Genomic DNA, 16491 nt, shown 5'->3' with positions numbered 1-16491 from the left:
GACGTTCGGCACATCGCTGCGTGGCGTCCGCGACGGCGTAGAAGCCCGCCGCGGACGTCACGCAGCACCGTAGGCGCCCGTCTGCGATCAGCTCGCCAGCGCCGCCCTGTGTACCGCCCGCACCAGCCGCTCGTTCTCCGGTGCCGCCCCGCCCGGGAACGCCATCCGGCGGCGGGTGTAGCCGTACGCCAGCCCGCTGCGCGGATCGGCGAAGGCCTGCGAACCGCCCGCTCCGCTGTGCCCGAACGTCCCGGCACCCAGGAACGGATGCCACATGTCGGCCGTCGCCTGGAAGCCGAGCCCGTACGACTTGTGCGCCCGGGCCACCAGGTCGTACCCGGCCGAGTGGATCTGCCCCACCTCGGCGACCGTGTCCGGCTTCAGCAGCGGCGGCCGCCCGTCCACCTCGCTGATCGCCGCCGCGTACATCCCGGCGAGCCCGCGCGCGGCGGCGACCCCGCCCGCCGACGCCGGTCCCTTGGCGCGTACGGCACGGGAGTTGGCGTAGTCCACCAGGTCACCCGAGTTCGGCACGTGCTGGTTGAAGGCGATCGAGGAGAGCGTGTGCGGGCCGGTCGCCACCGAGTCCAGCAGCGCCTGTTGCGTCGCCGTCGGGGCCATCGGCTGGACCGGGCGGTAGCGCGGTTCCAGTGCCTCGGGCAGCCCCAGGAAGAAGTCGAGCCCGTACGGGACGCGGATCCGCTCCTCGTACACCTCCTGGAGCGTACGGCCGGTGGCGCGCCGTACGACCTCCCCGGCGAGCGCGCCGATGACGAGCGCGTGGTAGCCGAACGCCGTGCCCGGCCGCCAGAACGGCCGCTGGTCGGCGAGCCGTTCGGCGACCAGCCGGTCGTCGGCCAGCTCCTGCGCGGTGAACCCGGCGTCGAGCCCGACCACGCCCGCGCGGTGCGAGACCAGCTCGCGCAGGGTCAGCGCGCCCTTGCCCTCGGCGCTGAACTCCGGCCAGTAGTACGTCACCTTGCGGTCCAGCTCGAGCGTGCCGTCCTGCACGAGTAGCGCGACCACGAGGTGGGCGGCACCCTTGGTCGAGGAGTACACGCCGTAGAGGGAACCGGCGTCGGTGCCGTTCCCCGTCCACAGGTCGACGACTCTGCGGCCGTGCGCGTACGCGCACAACTGCCCCTCGTAGTCCGGGCGTTCCCCCGCCACGAAGGCGGCGAACTCCTCGCGTACCGCCTCGAATCCGTCCGCGACGGTGCCGTGGATCTCCTGTGTCATCCGCTCTCCTCACCTGTACCGCCACGCGCCTGCGCCACTGTGAACAGCGCGCGTGCCACCTGCGCGAATTCCCCCTTCGGATGGTCCCGGAAGAGGGGTTCGGTGCCGAACAGAACGGCCCCCGAGCCACTGACGACCGAGGCCTGCCCCGCCGCCTGAGCGGGACCGCCGGAGCCGTCCTCCAGCGCTCGCCAGTGCCCGGAGACGAGCGGGTTACCGGTCCCGTAGGTCTGCTCCACCCGGACCCCGGGGCCGAGGTCGGTGAACCAGACGGGCGCGTACACGAACCCGTGATCCGGCGCACCGGCCGTCACCGGTCCCGAATTCACCACCCGCACCACGCCGTTGGCGTCCCCGTTGCCCTCGACCGGCTTGGCCGCCAGCAGCCCGGCGGCGGTGCTCAGGTCGGCTCCGGTGACCCCGCGCCCGACGAGCCCGTGCCCGCTGCCGAGGAAGGCGTCGAGGGCGGTACGGGCGGTCGTGTTCAGGGCGCCGTAATTCAGTCCCGCCGACACGAACAGCACGTCCGCCTCCGCCCAGTCGAAGCCCGCGTTCAGCACGGCCGTCGACACCGGCGTGACCTCGAAGTTCATCTCCCGCAGCGCGAACAGCTCACCGGGCGTGACGGCGGCGGCCACCCGCAGCCGGCGCAGCTCGGTCGTGCCGGTCGCCTTCGTCGTGTCGAAGACGACGTCGTACGTCCGCGCCGCCGCGGCCGCCTTCGTCCGCGCCGCCGCCGGCACGATCGCACTGCCGTCCGCGGACCGCCGTACCGAAACGCCTTGCTGGAGCAGGAAGTTGAGCGCCGCAATCTCCTGCGGGTCGTCGAGCCGCAGCCGCAGGTCGCCGCGCGGGGCGACGTGACCGACCGGCGCGGCCTCCTCGACGGTCCGCAGCGGCAGGCCCGTCAGGCCGCCGGACGTCACCGGCTCGACCGTGGCGCCCCACAGGCGGCCCAGGCTCCAGCCCGAGATGTCGTACATCACCGAGACCTTGTCGCTGATGTCCGTCCCGTCGGCGAGCAGCACGTTCGCGAGCCCTCGCTTGGGCTGGTGCATGTCGACGACGTAGGAGCCCTTCGTGTACGACCGTCCCGCGAGCCGGAAGTCGCGGGCGGCGCGGGTGACGCGGACGTCGTTGGCGAGGAGGTGGTCGACGAGACGGGCGGCGGCGGTGGACCCGCCGGGGATGACATAGGCGCGCGGGAAGTCGGTGGTGTACACGTCCTCCGGACCGATGCCCGGAACGCCCGGCACGGTCTCCTCCGAAACCGGCACCTGGGCCGCGCCCGCCGCCCCGCGCCGGAAGACCTCGATCTGGTCGGCGACGAGCGACGTGCGGTTCGTCCGGACGAAGTCGAGGGTGGCCCGGATGGCGGCACCGGCCACGTCCACGTTGATCGCGGACCGGCGGCGCAGTTCGCTCTCCGGCAGGCTGGTGTAGGCGGCGTTGTTCACCGCCAGCGGGATCTCCACGGTGTGCGCGGCGACCGTGCCGTGGAAGGCCGCGTACTGCGGGGTGAAGATCGGCGGCCAGTCGTCCCAGCCCTCCTCCTGGTCCCGGAAGGGGATCTGCGCGGGCCGCACGCCGTCCTTCGCGGGCGTGTAGCCGAGGCCGTTGACGGCGGTCTCCATGCGCAGCGCGTTGGCGTAGGTGTTCTTCAGGAACAGGTCGTACTCGTAGTTCTCGCCGTGCGGGGGAGTGGTGGGCTCGATGAGCGTGCCGTTGACGTAGCCGTGCAGGTCGAGCATGACGGCCGGCTGCTTGTCGATCTCGATCTGCCGCATCGCCCGCACCTCGGGCTGCGAGGCGGTGACGAAGTCCCGGTTCATGTCGAAGCCGTTGGCGTTGGCGCGGGTGCCGGCGATACGGCCGTCCGGGTTGGCCGTGATGTTGAAGTAGAGGCGGCTGTGCGCGAGGAGGTCCTTCGTCTTCGCGTCGTTCGCGGTCGCGAGCTGCTCGACGATCCTCAGGGAGGCGTCGGTGCCCTCCCACTCGTTGCCGTGGATGTTGTTGTTGAAGAAGACGGGAGTCTTGTAACCCGCCTTGACCGCCGGGTCCTTGGCGGCCTTGCCCGGCGCGCTCTCGATCAGCTCCCGCATCCGCTCCTGGGCGCGGGCCTGACGGGCGCTCTCCGGGGCGGTCACGGTCACGAGGTAGAGCCGGTGCCCGCCGGCCGAACGGCCCGCGACCTCGACGCTCACCCGGTCGCCGAGCCGTTGCAGGGCGTTCAGCTTCGGGGCGATCCCGTGGTACGGGGTGAGGCCGAGCTTGATGGACCTGTCGGCGGGGTTCTCCGGGTCGGGAGTCAGGACCTGTTCGCGAGGATAGCCGCGCCCGGTGCCGGTGGTCGGGCTGCCCTGATCGGTGAGTGCCCGTTCGGCGGCGCTCTCGGGGGCACGGGCGGCGCGCTCGTCGACGGCGGGGCCCTCGCGGGTGACGGGGGGCTCGGGCCTCGCGACGGCGGTGTGGGGGGTGAGCAGGAGTGAGCCCGCCGTGGTGACGGCGAGGGCGGTGATCAGAACAGGTCTCGCAGGAACGGTTCTCGTGGTGCGCACGCGTACCTCCTGTGGGGCTTCCTGTGATCGGTACGGCGATGTGTACCTGTTCGACTCAACCGCAACAAGAGGGAGTCGGTGTCGCAGACACCCCGGACGGCTCGTCACCGGTGGCCGGCAGGGGGCGCATTGCGGGTGCGGAGTGGGCATGCTGAGGGCGGAACACCCAGGAGTTCGGCGCCGGTTGCGGCGTGTGAGACGAGGAGAGAGCTCGTGGCCACGATCCCTTCGCTCCCCAGCAGGGACGACGTACTGCGCATGGCCCGCAACACCACCGACATCACCGGCCAACTCCTCGACACGGCCGGGAACATCACCAGAATCGCCATCAACACCTTCGACCCGCACGACGGTTCGGGCAGCGAGGCGCTGCGCGTCCTGCGCGAGACCACCGCGGAACTGGCCGAGGCGAGCGAGTCCCCGCAGGCCCAGGAGGCGTTCTACCGGATCGTCGACACGCTGATGCGGCTGGGCACGTCCGGGGCGCCGCTGGCCGTACACCCCGTGAGCGAACCGGCCCAGGCGCTGCTCGCGGCCCTGGGCGACAGCCTCCTGCCCGTCCTGGACGCCGTGGAGCCGGCCGTGGAGGAGTTCGCGGCGGCGCTCGGCGACCTGGTCGAGGCGGCCTCGCCCCTGCTGCCGGCGGCGGCTGGACTGGCCGCCGGTGCGCTCCTCGCCCTCACCCCGGTGATCCGGGCGGGCGGCGGCGGTACGGGTGTCGGCGGCGGTGTCTCCGGCGGCGGAGCGGGGGGTTGGAACTGCTCACCAAGGAGTGCGCACAAGGCCGAATTAGCTCAATCGGGTGATCGTCCGCTTGCGGGCTTGCGGTGCCCTGGGCTGATCGGGCTAACGTGATCGTGCGACCTGGGACACCGGGTACGGCGTCAGCGTGCGGGGCCCCTGCTCCACCAGAGGATGGTTCAGGGCCTCCCCGCCGCCTCTGGCCGTATCCAACTGGCCAGGTCGCGCAGGGAACTGGCCTCCCGGGCCCGGACCACGCACACGATGCGTGTCGCCACCCGGGGTCGAGTACGCCGGGGACCAGTGTGCCCAAGACCGTTCGGGGCGCGCGGCTGAACGGGACTCACTCCCGCTCAGTCCACAGGAACGGTTGTGGTGGCGGTGACTCCTGTGTGACCCGGCACCGGGGCACCAAGCCGACTCGGTTGGTCGAAAAGTGACCAACAACCTCCCGATAGAGTTCCCCCATGCGCGATCTCGGGGCGGGATTCAAGTACCTCATGGAGGGCCAGCGTTGGGTGGCCCGGCACGGCAAGCAGTTCGGCTTCGGCCTGCTCCCGGGCCTGATCACCCTGGTCCTCTACGCGGCGGCCCTGGTCGCCCTGGCCCTCTGGGGCGAGGACTTCGTGACGTGGGCGACCCCGTTCGCGGACGACTGGTCGAGCCCGTGGTCCGGTCTCTTCCGGGGCTTCCTGACCGCCGTCCTCTTCGCCCTCGCCCTTCTCCTCTCCGTCATCACCTTCACCGCGGTCACCCTCCTGATCGGCCAGCCCTTCTACGAGAACCTCTCCGAGAAGGTCGACCGGGACGTCTCGCCGGACGGCACCGCCCCCGAGTCCGGCCTCCCGCTCTGGCGCGAGCTGTGGATCTCGGCCCGCGACAGCCTCCGCATCCTCGTACGCGCCGTGCTGTGGGGCGTCCTCCTGTTCGGGCTCGGCTTCATCCCGGTCGTCGGCCAGACGGTCGTCCCGGTGATCGGCTTCCTCGTCACCGGCTTCTTCCTCACCCAGGAACTCACCTCCGTCGCCCTCCAACGCCGCCGCGTCGAACTCCGGGACCGCCTCGCCCTCCTCCGCACCCGCAAAACCCTGGTCTGGGGCTTCGGCACCCCCCTCGCCGTGTCCTTCCTGATCCCCTTCGTCGCGGTCTTCCTGATGCCGGGCGCGGTCGCGGGCGCGACGCTGATGGCCCGGGACCTACTGGCCGAGGAGACGCCTTTCAGCCCGTCCGGCGTTTGAGGACGAGGCCCTTCGGGCCGAAGCGGGGGTCTGGGGGCGCAGCCCCCAGGGACGGGACGGGACGGGAAGGGGCGGAGGGGGCGAAAAACCCGACGCCCACCTCCGCCCACACCACCGGACACCTACAAGGCCGATGTCCCTTCCACAGCCACCCGCACAATCCCCGTCACCTGAGCAATGATGTCCACCCGGTTCCGCACGAACTCCGCATCCGTCACCATCCCACTCGCCGGATCCGTGTTCCCCGCCCCGAACTGCAGCACAGGCGTATGCACATGCCCACCCGGCAGCACCTCGTGCAACCCCAGCCGGTCCCGCAACAGCGTGGCCCGATAGGCGATCTCGTTGGACAGATAGTTCCCGCCACCCCCGGCCCGCGCGGTCGACCCCGGCGTCGGCCCGTCCGCCCGCACCACGGCCTCCGTACCGCCCGCCGGAATCTCGGTCACACTCGTGTTGTCGTACACAGGGAACCGCCCGGTCTCGGCGCCCACGATCGTCGCGTACGGCAGCGTCGTAGAGGTCCACTGCGGCTGCGAGGCTGGATCACGGACCGGCACGGTCTCGGTCCTGCCGATGTTGTCGTTGTCGGGGAACCCGCCCCGCCAGGCCCCGTTGGTCCGCTCGACGTCGAACCGCCCCACGCGCCCCTGACTCACGGTGGCGAAGAGATCCACCTGCCGCAGATACGGCCGCAGCGTCCGCTCCACCGTCCCGTCCGCGAAGTCCTGCCAGCGCACCGGGAAGACGACGGTCTCGACCCGCGCCGGCCCCTCCGCGGTCTCGATCACCGTGCCGTCGAGCGCCAGCGCGGTCGCTCCCGATGGATTGGAGATCCGGATGTCCCGGTCCAGCGTGAACGGATCGAAGCCGGTGACAAGGACCTGCTTGATCCCGTCGCCCCGCGGGTACCGCACAGCGGTCTGCCCGCGTGACGTCCGCTCCAACTCACCGAGCAGAGCCGTCCGTCGGTCGTCCGTCAGCCCGAACCCCGGCTCCCACGTCCGCACTTCCCGCGTCATCCCCAGCCGCGCCCAGTACAGCGGCCGGTCGTCGTCCCGACTGAGGTCACCGCCCACCGGCCCCCGCCCCTGCGCCCGCCCGACGGCCCGCCGCCACAGCGCCGACCCCTCCCGTACGACGACCCGCCGCGCCTCGGCGTAGGAGCGCGCCGCACCGAGCTCCCGGGCGAACTCCGCGGTCACGGCGTCGAATCCGGAACGCCGGAGGATCTCCTGCGGTACGGCCCGGTCGAGCCGCTGCTCCTCGACGGTGGGTGAGAGAGCGGTCTCGGCGGCGGACGCCTGGGTGGGGGCCGCCAGCCCGGCCACCAGAGCCAGCCCGAGAACGCCGATCCGAACACGTATGGAATTCAAGGAAGTTCAGGTCCTTCCGTCGCTGTGGGGCGCGTGGGGTGCGAACGGCCGCAGTATCGCGTGACGGAAGTGGTCCACGCCATGGGGTGTGGCTCAGGAGGACGGCATCAGCAGGGCGAGCACGAGCAACGGAGCCATCTGGAACACCGCGGCTCCCCGCAGCCGGGCCAGCCACAGCAGCACGCCGATGGCCGCCACCACCCCGCAGGTGGCGCCCAGTTCGGCCATCGGCGCCTCGTACGGTTCGTCGTCGAAGCCCGCCGCCCACCCGGTCATGCCGACCGCCAGCCACCCGTAGCCCACGGCCAGGGCGTTGACGGGCAGCAGAGCGAGCACCGCGATGATGTTTCTCCCTCTCATACGGCTCATCCTCGTCCCGGGGCCGGATGAGCGCCTGAGTACGCATACCTAGGCCGGGATGCGGGCGGCCGCCTCCCGCAGTGCCCCGAGGAAGGCCTCGGCGGCCGGCGCGAGCGAGCGGCCCCGCACGGTCGCCGCGTACACGGCCCGCGCGGGCCCCCCGTCGTCAAGTACCGGCAGCAACGTGACATCCGGGCGTACGGACCCGGCGGCGAGCGCCGGCACCAGCGTCACGCCGAGTCCGGCGGCGACACGCATCCTGTGCGTGGTCCGTGCCCGGGAGGTCGGTTCCCTCGCGACCTGGCCATGTGGGTACGGCCAGAGGGCGACGGGGAGGCCCTGAACCATCACTCCGGTAGAGCAGGGGCCCCGCACGCTGACGCCGTACCCGGCGTCCCAGATCGCAAGATCACGTTTCGCGGACGCGCTCAAACCCGAATGGCCCAGGGCAGCGCAAGCCCGGATGTCGATCATCACACGATCGAGCTAATTCGACCTCGTACGCACTCCTTGGCGAGCAGCTACCACCCCTGCCGCAGGGCGGCGTCCAGCAGGGTGCCCTCGGGGCGGGGCCGCCGGAGATTCAGTCGGCGTCGGCGAGTTGGCCGAGGCGCACGGGTTCCGGGCCCGCCGTCAGCGGATGGCGGGGCGCCGCCCAGGGCCCCTTCCAGCGAGGAGACCTGCCGGGAGACCGCCGACTGGGTCCAGCCGAGGGTGCGGGCGGCGACAGTGAAGGACCCTTGCCGGGCCACCTCCAGGTAGACCCGCAGCCACACGGAGGAGAGATCGGGAACGTCCACAGAGGCATGCTGGTTCTGCATGGCAGCCGTGCTAGACATTCGCTTGTCGCACCCCTGGCCCGGACCTGGCGTCGAGGCATGCAGATCACCATCGGCAACCCCACCTCCGCGCCCCAACCGCTCGGCCCGTACTACTCCCAGGTCGCCCGCGTCGAACACGCCGACGGCAGTGCCCTGTTGTTCGTCTCCGGGCAGATCGCCGAGGGCGCCACCCTCGCCGAGCAGGGCCGAGGCGTCTTCGAGGCGCTGGACGCCCTGCTCAGGGCCCACGGGGCGACCCTGGCCGACATCATCAACATCCGGACCTGCCTCACGGACATCGGCGGGCTGGAGGAATACGGCACCGTGCGACGGCAGTTCCTCACCGGGACCCCGCCCACCAGCATGACCTTCGAGGTGCCCCGGCTGGTCCGGCCCGAGGCGCAGGTCGAGGTCGAGGTGGTGGCGGTCAGCCCTCGCCCAGCATCGTGAGGAAGTCCCGGAACGCCCCCGGCATGTCCACCGAGTCCGGGTCCAGCAGCCACTGGTACTGCAGACCGTCCATCACCGCGACCAGCAGGGGAGCGGTGCGTTCCGGGGTGAGTCCGTTCGGCAGCCGGTCGCCGTACTCGGCGCGCAGGACCTGCGCCATGCTCGCCCGCACCTGCGCGTACCGCTCGGTGAAGTAGCCGCGCGCCGGATGCCCCTCCGTGACACTCTCGCCGAGCAGTGCGGAGAAGGTCTGGATGATGCCGGGGCGCATCGCGTTGTACTCGACGAGCTGGGCGAGGAGGTCGGTCCGCCACTGCCCGGCCGGGACCGCGTCCCACCTGTCCCGCTCCTCGAGGACGGCCACGAGCAGCGCGTCCTTCGTCGGGAAGTAGTGCAGCAGCCCCTGCTGGGTCAGCCCCACCCGCTCGGCCACCGCCGCGAGACTCGCGCCCCGGTAACCGCGCTCGGCGATCACCTCCAGCGCCGCCGTGACGATCGCGGCCCGCCGCTCCTCGCTCCTGACTCTCGCGCTCATGCCGTCACCGTACGACACCGGAACCAACCCAATGTAACGGCACGATAACGAAACCTACCGGTCTACAGGTAATCGATGCAGGATGGAGGAACCGCACGGACCCAGGCTTCAACGAGGAGGCACAGCCATGGCGGGAACCCCGACATCGCCGGACACGGAGGCGGCCGTAGAGACGGCCCTGCGCACACTCGACCTGGACGCCAAGACCAGGCTCCTGGCCGGCCAGGACACGTGGTCCCTGCCGGCCCTGCCGGAGATCGGCCTCGAGTCCCTCGTCATGTCGGACGGCCCGATCGGGGTCCGGGGCGTCCACTGGAGCGCCGACGACCCGTCCATCGCGCTGCCCTCGCCGACCGCGCTCGCCGCCACCTGGGACCCGGAGCTGGCCCGCCGCGCCGGCGTCCTCCTCGCCCAGGAGGCCCGCCGCAAGGGCGTCCACGTCCTGCTCGCGCCCACGGTCAACCTGCACCGCTCCCCGCTCGGCGGCCGCCACTTCGAGGCGTACAGCGAGGACCCGTACCTCACCGGCCTCATCGGCTCCGGCTATGTGACCGGCGTCCAGTCCGGCGGCGTCGGCACCACCGTCAAGCACTTCGTCGCCAACGACGCCGAGACCGAACGCTTCACGGTGAACAACCTGCTGAGCGAGCGCGCCCTGCGCGAGCTGTACCTCGCCCCCTTCGAGGCGATCGTCGAGAACGCCCACCCCTGGGGCATCATGACCGCCTACAACTCGGTCAACGGCACCACGATGACCGAGCACCACCACCTGGTGAACGAGATCCTGCGCGGCGAATGGGGCTTCGACGGCTTCAACGTCTCCGACTGGACCGCCGCCCGCTCGACCACCGGTGCCATCAACGGCGGACTGGACGTCGCCATGCCCGGCCCGCAGACCGTGTACGGCGACGCGCTCGCGAAGGCCGTGCGGGACGGCGAGGTCGACGAGGCCAAGGTCGACGACGCCGTCCGCAACGTCCTGCGGCTCGCCGCCCGCGTCGGCATCCTGGAGGGCGCCGAGCCGGCCGTCACCGAACTGCCCGACACCGTCGACGGCGAGGCCCTGGCCCGCGAGATCGCCCGCCGCTCCTTCGTTCTCGTGCGCAACGAGAACCAGGCACTGCCGCTGAAGCCGGGCACGATCGCCCTCATCGGAGCCGCCGCCCGCGACGCCCGCGTCCTCGGCGGCGGCTCCGCCACCGTCTTCCCGGCCCGGATCGTCTCCCCGCTCGACGGCCTCACCGCGGCCCTCCCCGAAGGCACCCTCAGCTACGCCGTCGGCGCCGACCCGAACACCGAACTCGCCGTCGCCGACAAGGGTTTCGAGCTGCGGGCCGTCTGCCGCGACGCCGACGGCCAGGTCATCGGCACCGCCTCCGCGCCGAACGGCCAGCTCCAGTGGATGGGCGACGACCTCCCCGACGGCGTCACCCGCGCGGGCCTCCACGCCGTCGAACTGACCGGCACCTTCACCCCGCGCGCCACCGGCACCCACACCTTCGGCATCAAGGGCCTCGGCGCCTTCACCCTCCGGGTCGACGGCACCACGCACTTCGACGACGTCCGGCGCCCCGCCAACGACGCCGACCCCTTCGAGGCGTTCTTCGGCGCCCCCACCCCCTGCGCCCGGGCCGAACTCACCGCGGACCGCCCGGTCGACGTCTCCCTCACCTACGTCGTCCGGCTCCCCGACGACTTCCCGACGAAGGTCGTCTCCTTCGCCCTCGCGCACCAGGAACCGCAGCGCGACCCCGACGAGCTGATCGCCGAGGCCGTGGCGGCCGCCCGCGCCGCCGACACGGCCGTCGTCGTGGTCGCCACCACCGAACGCGTCGAGTCCGAGGGCTTCGACCGCACCGACCTCACCCTCCCCGGCCGCCAGGACGACCTGGTCCGTGTGGTCGCCGCCGCCAACCCGAACACCGTCGTGATCGTCAACGCCGGCTCCCCGGTGGAACTGCCCTGGCGCGAGGAGGCGGCCGCCGTCCTGCTCAGCTGGTTCCCCGGCCAGGAGGGCGGCGACGCCCTCGCCGACGTTCTGACCGGCGCCCACGAGCCCGGCGGCCGCCTCCCCAGCACCTGGGGCAGCCTCGCCGACGCCCCGGTCACCCAGGTCGTCCCGGAGAGCGGCGAGCTCCCGTACCGCGAGGGCGTCTTCATCGGCTACACCGCCTGGGAGAAGCAGGGCCGCACCCCGGCGTACCCCTTCGGCCACGGCCTCGGCTACACCGACTGGACCTACGAGTCGGTCGAGGTCCGGGGCACCACCGCCCGGGTCCGCCTCCGCAACTCCGGCCCGCGCCCCGGCCACGAGGTCGTCCAGGTCTATCTGGCCCCCGGCGAGCCCGACGCCGAACGCCCCGCCCGCCGGCTGGCCGGCTTCGCGGGCGTCACGGCCGCACCCGGCGAGACCGTCGAGGCCACCGTGGAACTCCCGCGCCGGGCCTTCGAGGTCTGGGACGAGAAGGAGGGGGCCTGGTCGTTTGTGAAGGGTTCGTACGAGATCCAGGTGAGCCGCTCAATCACGGACCGTCGGCTCACCGCGACGATTAACGTCTGATACGGGACACGTTGCTCCCCATGAACCAGCCCCGGCCCGGGACCTGACCCCTGGGCCGGGGCTCATCACGTCCGACAGGCGGAAACGCCCGGCGTCTATCGGGTGGGGAACCGGCGTCTATCGGGTGGGGAACCGGCGTCTATCGGGTGGGGAACCGGCGTCTATCGGGTGGAGAACCCGTACACCGTCTCCGAGCGACACACCTCGCCCGGCCGCAGCACCGTGCTCGGGAACTCCGGGCGGTTCGGGGAGTCGGGGAAGTGCTGCGTCTCCAGCGCGATGCCGTCGCAGGGCGCGAAGGGCTCGCCGAGGTGGTCCGCGGTGTACAGCTGGAGGCCGGGCTCGGTGGTCGCCACGGTCAGCACCCGGCCGGACGCCGGGTCGTACAGCTCGGCGACCTCCACGGGCCCGTCCGTCACCCCCTTGTCGAGCACGAAGTTGTGGTCGTACCCGGAACCCACCTTCCGCGCCTGACGGAAGTCGAAGCGTGTGTCCGCCACCTCGTCCAGGACGCCGGTCGGGATCAGGTCCGCGTCGACCGGAGTGAACCGGGAGGCGGCGATCCGCAGTTCGTGCCCGCCGGCGTTCCCCGACCCGCCCAGGTTGAAGTAGCTGTGGTTGGTCAGGTTCACGACGGTCGGCGCGTCCGTGACCGCCTCGTACGCGATCCGCAGCGCACCGGCCTCGTCCAGCGAGTACGTCGTCGAGACCTCCAGACGCCCTGGGAAGCCCTCCTCGCCATGGGCGCTCACCCGCGTCAGACGCACACCGTGCTCGACCGGCGTCACGTCCCACACCCGCTTGTCGAAGCCCCGCTCGCCGCCATGCAGGGAATTGGGCGGGTTGTTGAGCGCGAGCGCGTACGTCCGGCCGTCCAGCGGGAAGCGGCCGCCCGCGATCCGGTTCGCGTACCGCCCGACCAGGGCGCCGAAGTACGGGTCCGGGTGCGTCACATAGCCGTCGAGCTCCGGGAAGCCGAGCACCACGTCCGCGGCGTGCCCCTCCCGGTCCGGGACCTCCACCGACTGCACGATCCCGCCGTACGACAGGATCCGCACGCGGACGCCGGCCCGCTCCAGGGTCCAGCGGTGAACAGGCGTGCCGTCGGAAAGTGTGCCGAAGAGTTCGTTCATGTGCGGAACTTTAGGTCACGACCTGTACGTCACGCCTTCTTGCCCGTCACCGTGCGATAGGCGATCTCCGCGAGCCGCGCCTGGCCGTTCACACTCGGATGGAACCAGTCCCAGTGGCTCAGCTGGTCGGTCCCGAACCGGAAGTCGTACACCGCGCCCCCGTCGAAGCGGCAGTGGCGGTCCTTGGCGCAGACCTCCTCCAACACCTCGTTGTAGTCCTCCACCCGCTGCTGCACGGTGTCCCGCCGCTCGGTCGCCGCCGCGTCCAACACGTTCGGGTCCGCCAGCATCGACGGGCAGATGCCCAGCTGCCACACCCGCGTGCCCATCGGGTTCGTACGACCCTGGGACCACAGCCGCTTCAGGTTCGGCACGCTCGCCACGTACACCTGCGTCTTGGGCGAGGCCGTGCGCAGCCTGCTCAGCGCGTCCTCGAAGTCGGCCCGGAAGTCGGCCACGGACGTCATCGCCGAGATGCTGGCCCGGCAGGCGTCGTTCGCCCCCGTCATCACCGCCACCAGCGCCGGCTTCTTCACGGCCGCCTGCGTCATCTGACCGGGCAGGTCCGCCATCCGCGCTCCGGTCACCGCGTAGTTCCAACTCCGCTCGGCAGCCTTCGCCCTGCCCAGCAGCCGTACGGCGAGACTGTCGACCTTGGCACTGCTGCCGGTCGCCCACGACACCTCGGGGCAGTCCGACAGCACCGAGCACGCGTCGAAACCGCGCGTGATGGAGTCCCCCACGGCGGCGACCGATGCCGGGCTGCTGTCCCAGTCCGGCGTCGGCTTCGGGGACGGCTTCGCCTTCTGCGCCCCGGTGCCGCTCGGCCCCGGCGAGTCGCCACCGACGGCGTCACAGCCGGTGACGCCCAGGACGGCCGCCGCCAGGACGGCGAGAACGGCGCGCGAGCGGTGGCTCTGCTTCCGCATCCGGTGGTGATCCCCTCGGTCGTCGAAAAAGCTCGTCCTCCCATAACAACGCGCGAGAGTTCCCGACGCCCCCCGTGCAACGGTTCGCACCCGTACTGGCGTCCTGCCGAGTGAATGGCGGGGTTTCACGGCACTGGGACCGACGGTACGTCACACTCCTTGCGCCGCCGCACGGTAGCCTCGCCATCAACGTGGCTGCCCGGCCACTGCCGTCAGCCAGTTCGCAAGATGTCCCGCTCTGCCCGGAGGTCCCGGTGACGACACGTGGAGTTCTGTACGTGCACTCCGCGCCGCGCGCGCTGTGCCCGCACGTCGAGTGGGCCGTCGCCGGGGTGCTCGGCACACGCGTCAACCTCGACTGGATCCGGCAGCCCGCCGCGCCCGGCACCTGGCGCTCCGAGTTCTCCTGGCAGGGCCAGGTCGGCACCGCCTCCAAACTGGCCTCCGCACTGAGAGGCTGGCACCTCCTCCGCTTCGAGGTCACCGCCGAGCCCTGCGCCACCGCCGAGGGCGAGCGCTACAGCTGCACCCCCGAACTCGGCATCTTCCACGCCGTCACCGGCATCCACGGCGACATCCTGATCCCGGAGGACCGTCTGCGGGCGGCCCTGCTCCGCTCCCAGCGCGGCGAGACGGACCTGGAGGCGGAACTGTCCAAGCTCCTGGGAAAGCCCTGGGACGACGAGTTGGAGCCGTTCAGGTACGCGGGCGAAGGCGCCCCGGTCCGCTGGCTACACCAGGTGGTGTGACGCCCTAGGGGCGCGGGGAACTGCGCGACCAGCCCAAGACGGCCCGCAGTCGGCCGACAACAGAGACCAAAACGGCGTGTGGCCCGCCCCCAACCCGGGGTTCGGGCCACACGCCGTTCACGGCAGAAATCAGACCGTTCGGAACGCCAGCACCACATTGTGCCCACCGAACCCGAACGAGTCGTTCAGCGCAGCAATCCGCCCCTCGACCGGCAGCTTCCGAGCCTCACCGCGCACGATGTCCGCGTTGGCCTCGGCCTCGGGGTCGAGGTTCTCGATGTTGATGGTCGGCGGAGCCACCCGGTGGTACAGCGCGAGCACCGTCGCGACGGTCTCGACACCGCCCGCGCCACCGAGCAGGTGACCGGTCATCGACTTGGTCGCGGAGACCGCCATGTGGTCGGCGTCGTCGCCGAACACCTTGCGCAGCGCCTTCAGCTCCGCCACGTCACCGGCCGGCGTCGAGGTCGCATGCGCGTTGACGTGCATGATCTCGGCGGGGTCCAGGTCGGTGCGGTCCAGCAGGTTCTGCAGGGCGTGCGAGATGCCCCGCCCCTCCGGCTCCGGCTGCACGATGTCGTGGCCGTCGGCGGAGATGCCCTGCCCGACCGCCTCGGCGTACACCCGCGCCCCGCGCTTGGCGGCGTGCTCGGCGGACTCCAGGACGATCACGCCGGCGCCCTCGCCGAGGACGAAGCCGTCGCGGGCGAGATCGTAGGGACGTGAGGCGCCCTGGGGGTCGTCGTTGTTCTTGGACATCGCCATCATGTTGCCGAACGCGGCGATCGGCAGCGGATGGATGGCCGCTTCCGTGCCACCCGCGACGACGATGTCGGCGCGGCCGGAGCGGATCATCTCGATGGCGTAGCCGATGGCCTCGGCGCCGGAGGCGCACGCGGAGACCGGCGTGTGCACGCCCGCACGGGCGCCCACGAGCAGACCCACGTTGGCGGAGGGACCGTTCGGCATCAGCATGGGGACGGTGTGCGGGGAGACGCGGCGGACGCCCTTCTCCTTGAGCACGTCGTACTGGTCGAGGAGGGTCGTCACACCACCGATGCCGGAGGCGATCACCGCACCGAGCCGGTCGGGGTCGACGCTGGTGTCTTCCCCGGCCCTGGCTTCGAAGCCGGCGTCCTTCCACGCCTCCTGGGCCGCGATCAGCGCGAACTGCGCCGAACGGTCCAGTCGGCGGGCCTGCGGCCGCGGAATGACCTCGGTCGGTTCCACGGCCACAGGCGCGGCGATGCGGACCGCCTGCTCGGCGGCCCACTCCTGCTCCAGGGCCTTGACACCGGAACGTCCGGCGACCAGGCCCTCCCAGGTAGAAGCTACGTCGCCACCCAGCGGTGTGGTTGCGCCGATACCGGTGACGACCACGGTGCGATTGGTCGAGCTCACGGGAATTCTTTCTCCAACGGATACGAGGATTAAGCGGCGCCACCGCCGGGTGGCGGGGCCAGGATCCGGGCTGGGATCAGCCCTGGTTCTTGAGGATGTACTCGGTCGCGTCGCCGACCGTCTTGAGGTTCTTGACGTCCTCGTCGGGAATCTTGACGTCGAAGCGCTCCTCGGCGGCGACGACGACCTCGACCATGGACAGCGAGTCGACGTCCAGGTCGTCGGTGAAGGACTTGTCCAGCTGGACGTCCTCAACCGGGATGCCGGCGATCTCGTTCACGATGTCGGCGAGACCGGCGACGATCTCTTCCTGAGTGGCGGCCATGTCAGGCGCTCCTTCGTAGTGATCCAGAGGGTGTGGCTCCCGCCGCGTGAGCGGCAGGTGGTGCATTTCCCGCACC

The 16491-nt window shown here is 71.3% G+C and carries 16 protein-coding genes; 5 read left to right on the top strand and 11 right to left on the bottom strand.

What is annotated here, in order from left to right; all coding sequences use genetic code 11:
* Positions 1-87: 87 nt before the first annotated feature.
* Both AC5P09_RS22165 and AC5P09_RS22160 read right to left on the bottom strand, forming a co-directional pair.
* The gene (locus tag AC5P09_RS22165) at positions 88-1239 is read right to left on the bottom strand and encodes a serine hydrolase domain-containing protein (protein WP_493875568.1); all 1152 of its coding nucleotides are present in this window, start codon (positions 1237-1239) and stop codon (positions 88-90) included.
* Positions 1236-3797 carry a M14 family zinc carboxypeptidase gene (locus AC5P09_RS22160; RefSeq protein ID WP_493875567.1) on the bottom strand — a complete coding sequence of 854 codons (2562 nt, stop codon included), beginning with the start codon at positions 3795-3797 and terminating at the stop codon, positions 1236-1238. The genes AC5P09_RS22165 and AC5P09_RS22160 overlap by 4 nt, the downstream gene beginning before the upstream one ends.
* 213 nt (positions 3798-4010) lie before the next feature.
* Here AC5P09_RS22160 and AC5P09_RS22155 point away from each other — a divergent pair, with 213 nt between their 5' ends.
* Positions 4011-4652, top strand: coding sequence for a hypothetical protein (locus AC5P09_RS22155; RefSeq protein WP_493875566.1), 642 nt, complete (start codon positions 4011-4013; stop codon positions 4650-4652).
* A 353-nt stretch (positions 4653-5005) separates the two neighbouring features.
* Positions 5006-5776 carry an EI24 domain-containing protein gene (locus AC5P09_RS22150; RefSeq protein ID WP_493875565.1) on the top strand — a complete coding sequence of 257 codons (771 nt, stop codon included), beginning with the start codon at positions 5006-5008 and terminating at the stop codon, positions 5774-5776.
* A 122-nt stretch (positions 5777-5898) separates the two neighbouring features.
* Here the strand turns inward: AC5P09_RS22150 and AC5P09_RS22145 are convergent, their stop codons facing one another.
* The 4 genes from AC5P09_RS22145 to AC5P09_RS22130 form a co-directional block, all read right to left on the bottom strand.
* The gene (locus tag AC5P09_RS22145; RefSeq protein WP_493875564.1) at positions 5899-7152 is read right to left on the bottom strand and encodes a pyroglutamyl-peptidase I; all 1254 of its coding nucleotides are present in this window, start codon (positions 7150-7152) and stop codon (positions 5899-5901) included.
* A gap of 93 nt (positions 7153-7245) precedes the next feature.
* Positions 7246-7512: a hypothetical protein gene (locus AC5P09_RS22140; RefSeq protein ID WP_493875563.1), complete on the bottom strand. Its 267-nt coding sequence runs from the start codon at positions 7510-7512 to the stop codon at positions 7246-7248.
* A gap of 48 nt (positions 7513-7560) precedes the next feature.
* Positions 7561-7770, bottom strand: coding sequence for a LysR substrate-binding domain-containing protein (locus AC5P09_RS22135; RefSeq protein ID WP_493875562.1), 210 nt, complete (start codon positions 7768-7770; stop codon positions 7561-7563).
* A gap of 263 nt (positions 7771-8033) precedes the next feature.
* The gene (locus tag AC5P09_RS22130; protein ID WP_493875561.1) at positions 8034-8333 is read right to left on the bottom strand and encodes a helix-turn-helix domain-containing protein; all 300 of its coding nucleotides are present in this window, start codon (positions 8331-8333) and stop codon (positions 8034-8036) included.
* A 57-nt stretch (positions 8334-8390) separates the two neighbouring features.
* Here AC5P09_RS22130 and AC5P09_RS22125 point away from each other — a divergent pair, with 57 nt between their 5' ends.
* Positions 8391-8783, top strand: coding sequence for a RidA family protein (locus AC5P09_RS22125; RefSeq protein WP_493875560.1), 393 nt, complete (start codon positions 8391-8393; stop codon positions 8781-8783).
* On the opposite strand, the gene AC5P09_RS22120 is transcribed toward AC5P09_RS22125, so the two are convergent.
* Positions 8761-9336 carry a TetR/AcrR family transcriptional regulator gene (locus AC5P09_RS22120; protein ID WP_493875559.1) on the bottom strand — a complete coding sequence of 192 codons (576 nt, stop codon included), beginning with the start codon at positions 9334-9336 and terminating at the stop codon, positions 8761-8763. The two genes, AC5P09_RS22125 and AC5P09_RS22120, sit on opposite strands and share 23 nt — an antisense overlap.
* A gap of 109 nt (positions 9337-9445) precedes the next feature.
* Between AC5P09_RS22120 and AC5P09_RS22115 the strand changes: the two genes are divergently transcribed.
* Positions 9446-11878 carry a beta-glucosidase H gene (locus AC5P09_RS22115; protein WP_493875558.1) on the top strand — a complete coding sequence of 811 codons (2433 nt, stop codon included), beginning with the start codon at positions 9446-9448 and terminating at the stop codon, positions 11876-11878.
* 161 nt (positions 11879-12039) lie between these two features.
* Here AC5P09_RS22115 and AC5P09_RS22110 read toward each other — a convergent pair whose 3' ends face one another.
* Both AC5P09_RS22110 and AC5P09_RS22105 read right to left on the bottom strand, forming a co-directional pair.
* Positions 12040-13011, bottom strand: coding sequence for an aldose epimerase family protein (locus AC5P09_RS22110; protein ID WP_493875557.1), 972 nt, complete (start codon positions 13009-13011; stop codon positions 12040-12042).
* 29 nt (positions 13012-13040) lie between these two features.
* Positions 13041-13940 (bottom strand): SGNH/GDSL hydrolase family protein, encoded by a 900-nt coding sequence (locus AC5P09_RS22105; RefSeq protein ID WP_493875556.1) that lies wholly within the window; start codon positions 13938-13940, stop codon positions 13041-13043.
* A 254-nt stretch (positions 13941-14194) separates the two neighbouring features.
* On the opposite strand from AC5P09_RS22105, the gene AC5P09_RS22100 reads away from it, so the two are divergent.
* The gene (locus tag AC5P09_RS22100) at positions 14195-14689 is read left to right on the top strand and encodes a DUF3145 domain-containing protein (RefSeq protein WP_266440050.1); all 495 of its coding nucleotides are present in this window, start codon (positions 14195-14197) and stop codon (positions 14687-14689) included.
* 129 nt (positions 14690-14818) lie between these two features.
* Here the strand turns inward: AC5P09_RS22100 and fabF are convergent, their stop codons facing one another.
* Both fabF and AC5P09_RS22090 read right to left on the bottom strand, forming a co-directional pair.
* A complete protein-coding gene (gene fabF / locus AC5P09_RS22095; protein ID WP_493875555.1) occupies positions 14819-16090 on the bottom strand; it encodes a beta-ketoacyl-ACP synthase II in 1272 nt (423 codons plus the stop codon).
* A gap of 76 nt (positions 16091-16166) precedes the next feature.
* On the bottom strand, positions 16167-16415 hold the full coding sequence (locus tag AC5P09_RS22090) for an acyl carrier protein (RefSeq protein WP_030796760.1): 249 nt from the start codon (positions 16413-16415) through the stop codon (positions 16167-16169).
* Positions 16416-16491: the final 76 nt, after the last annotated feature.

This window comes from Streptomyces sp. a15, assembly GCF_059026085.1.
Note: the sequence above shows the minus strand (reverse complement) of the source record. Positions and strands in the feature narration are given on the sequence as shown.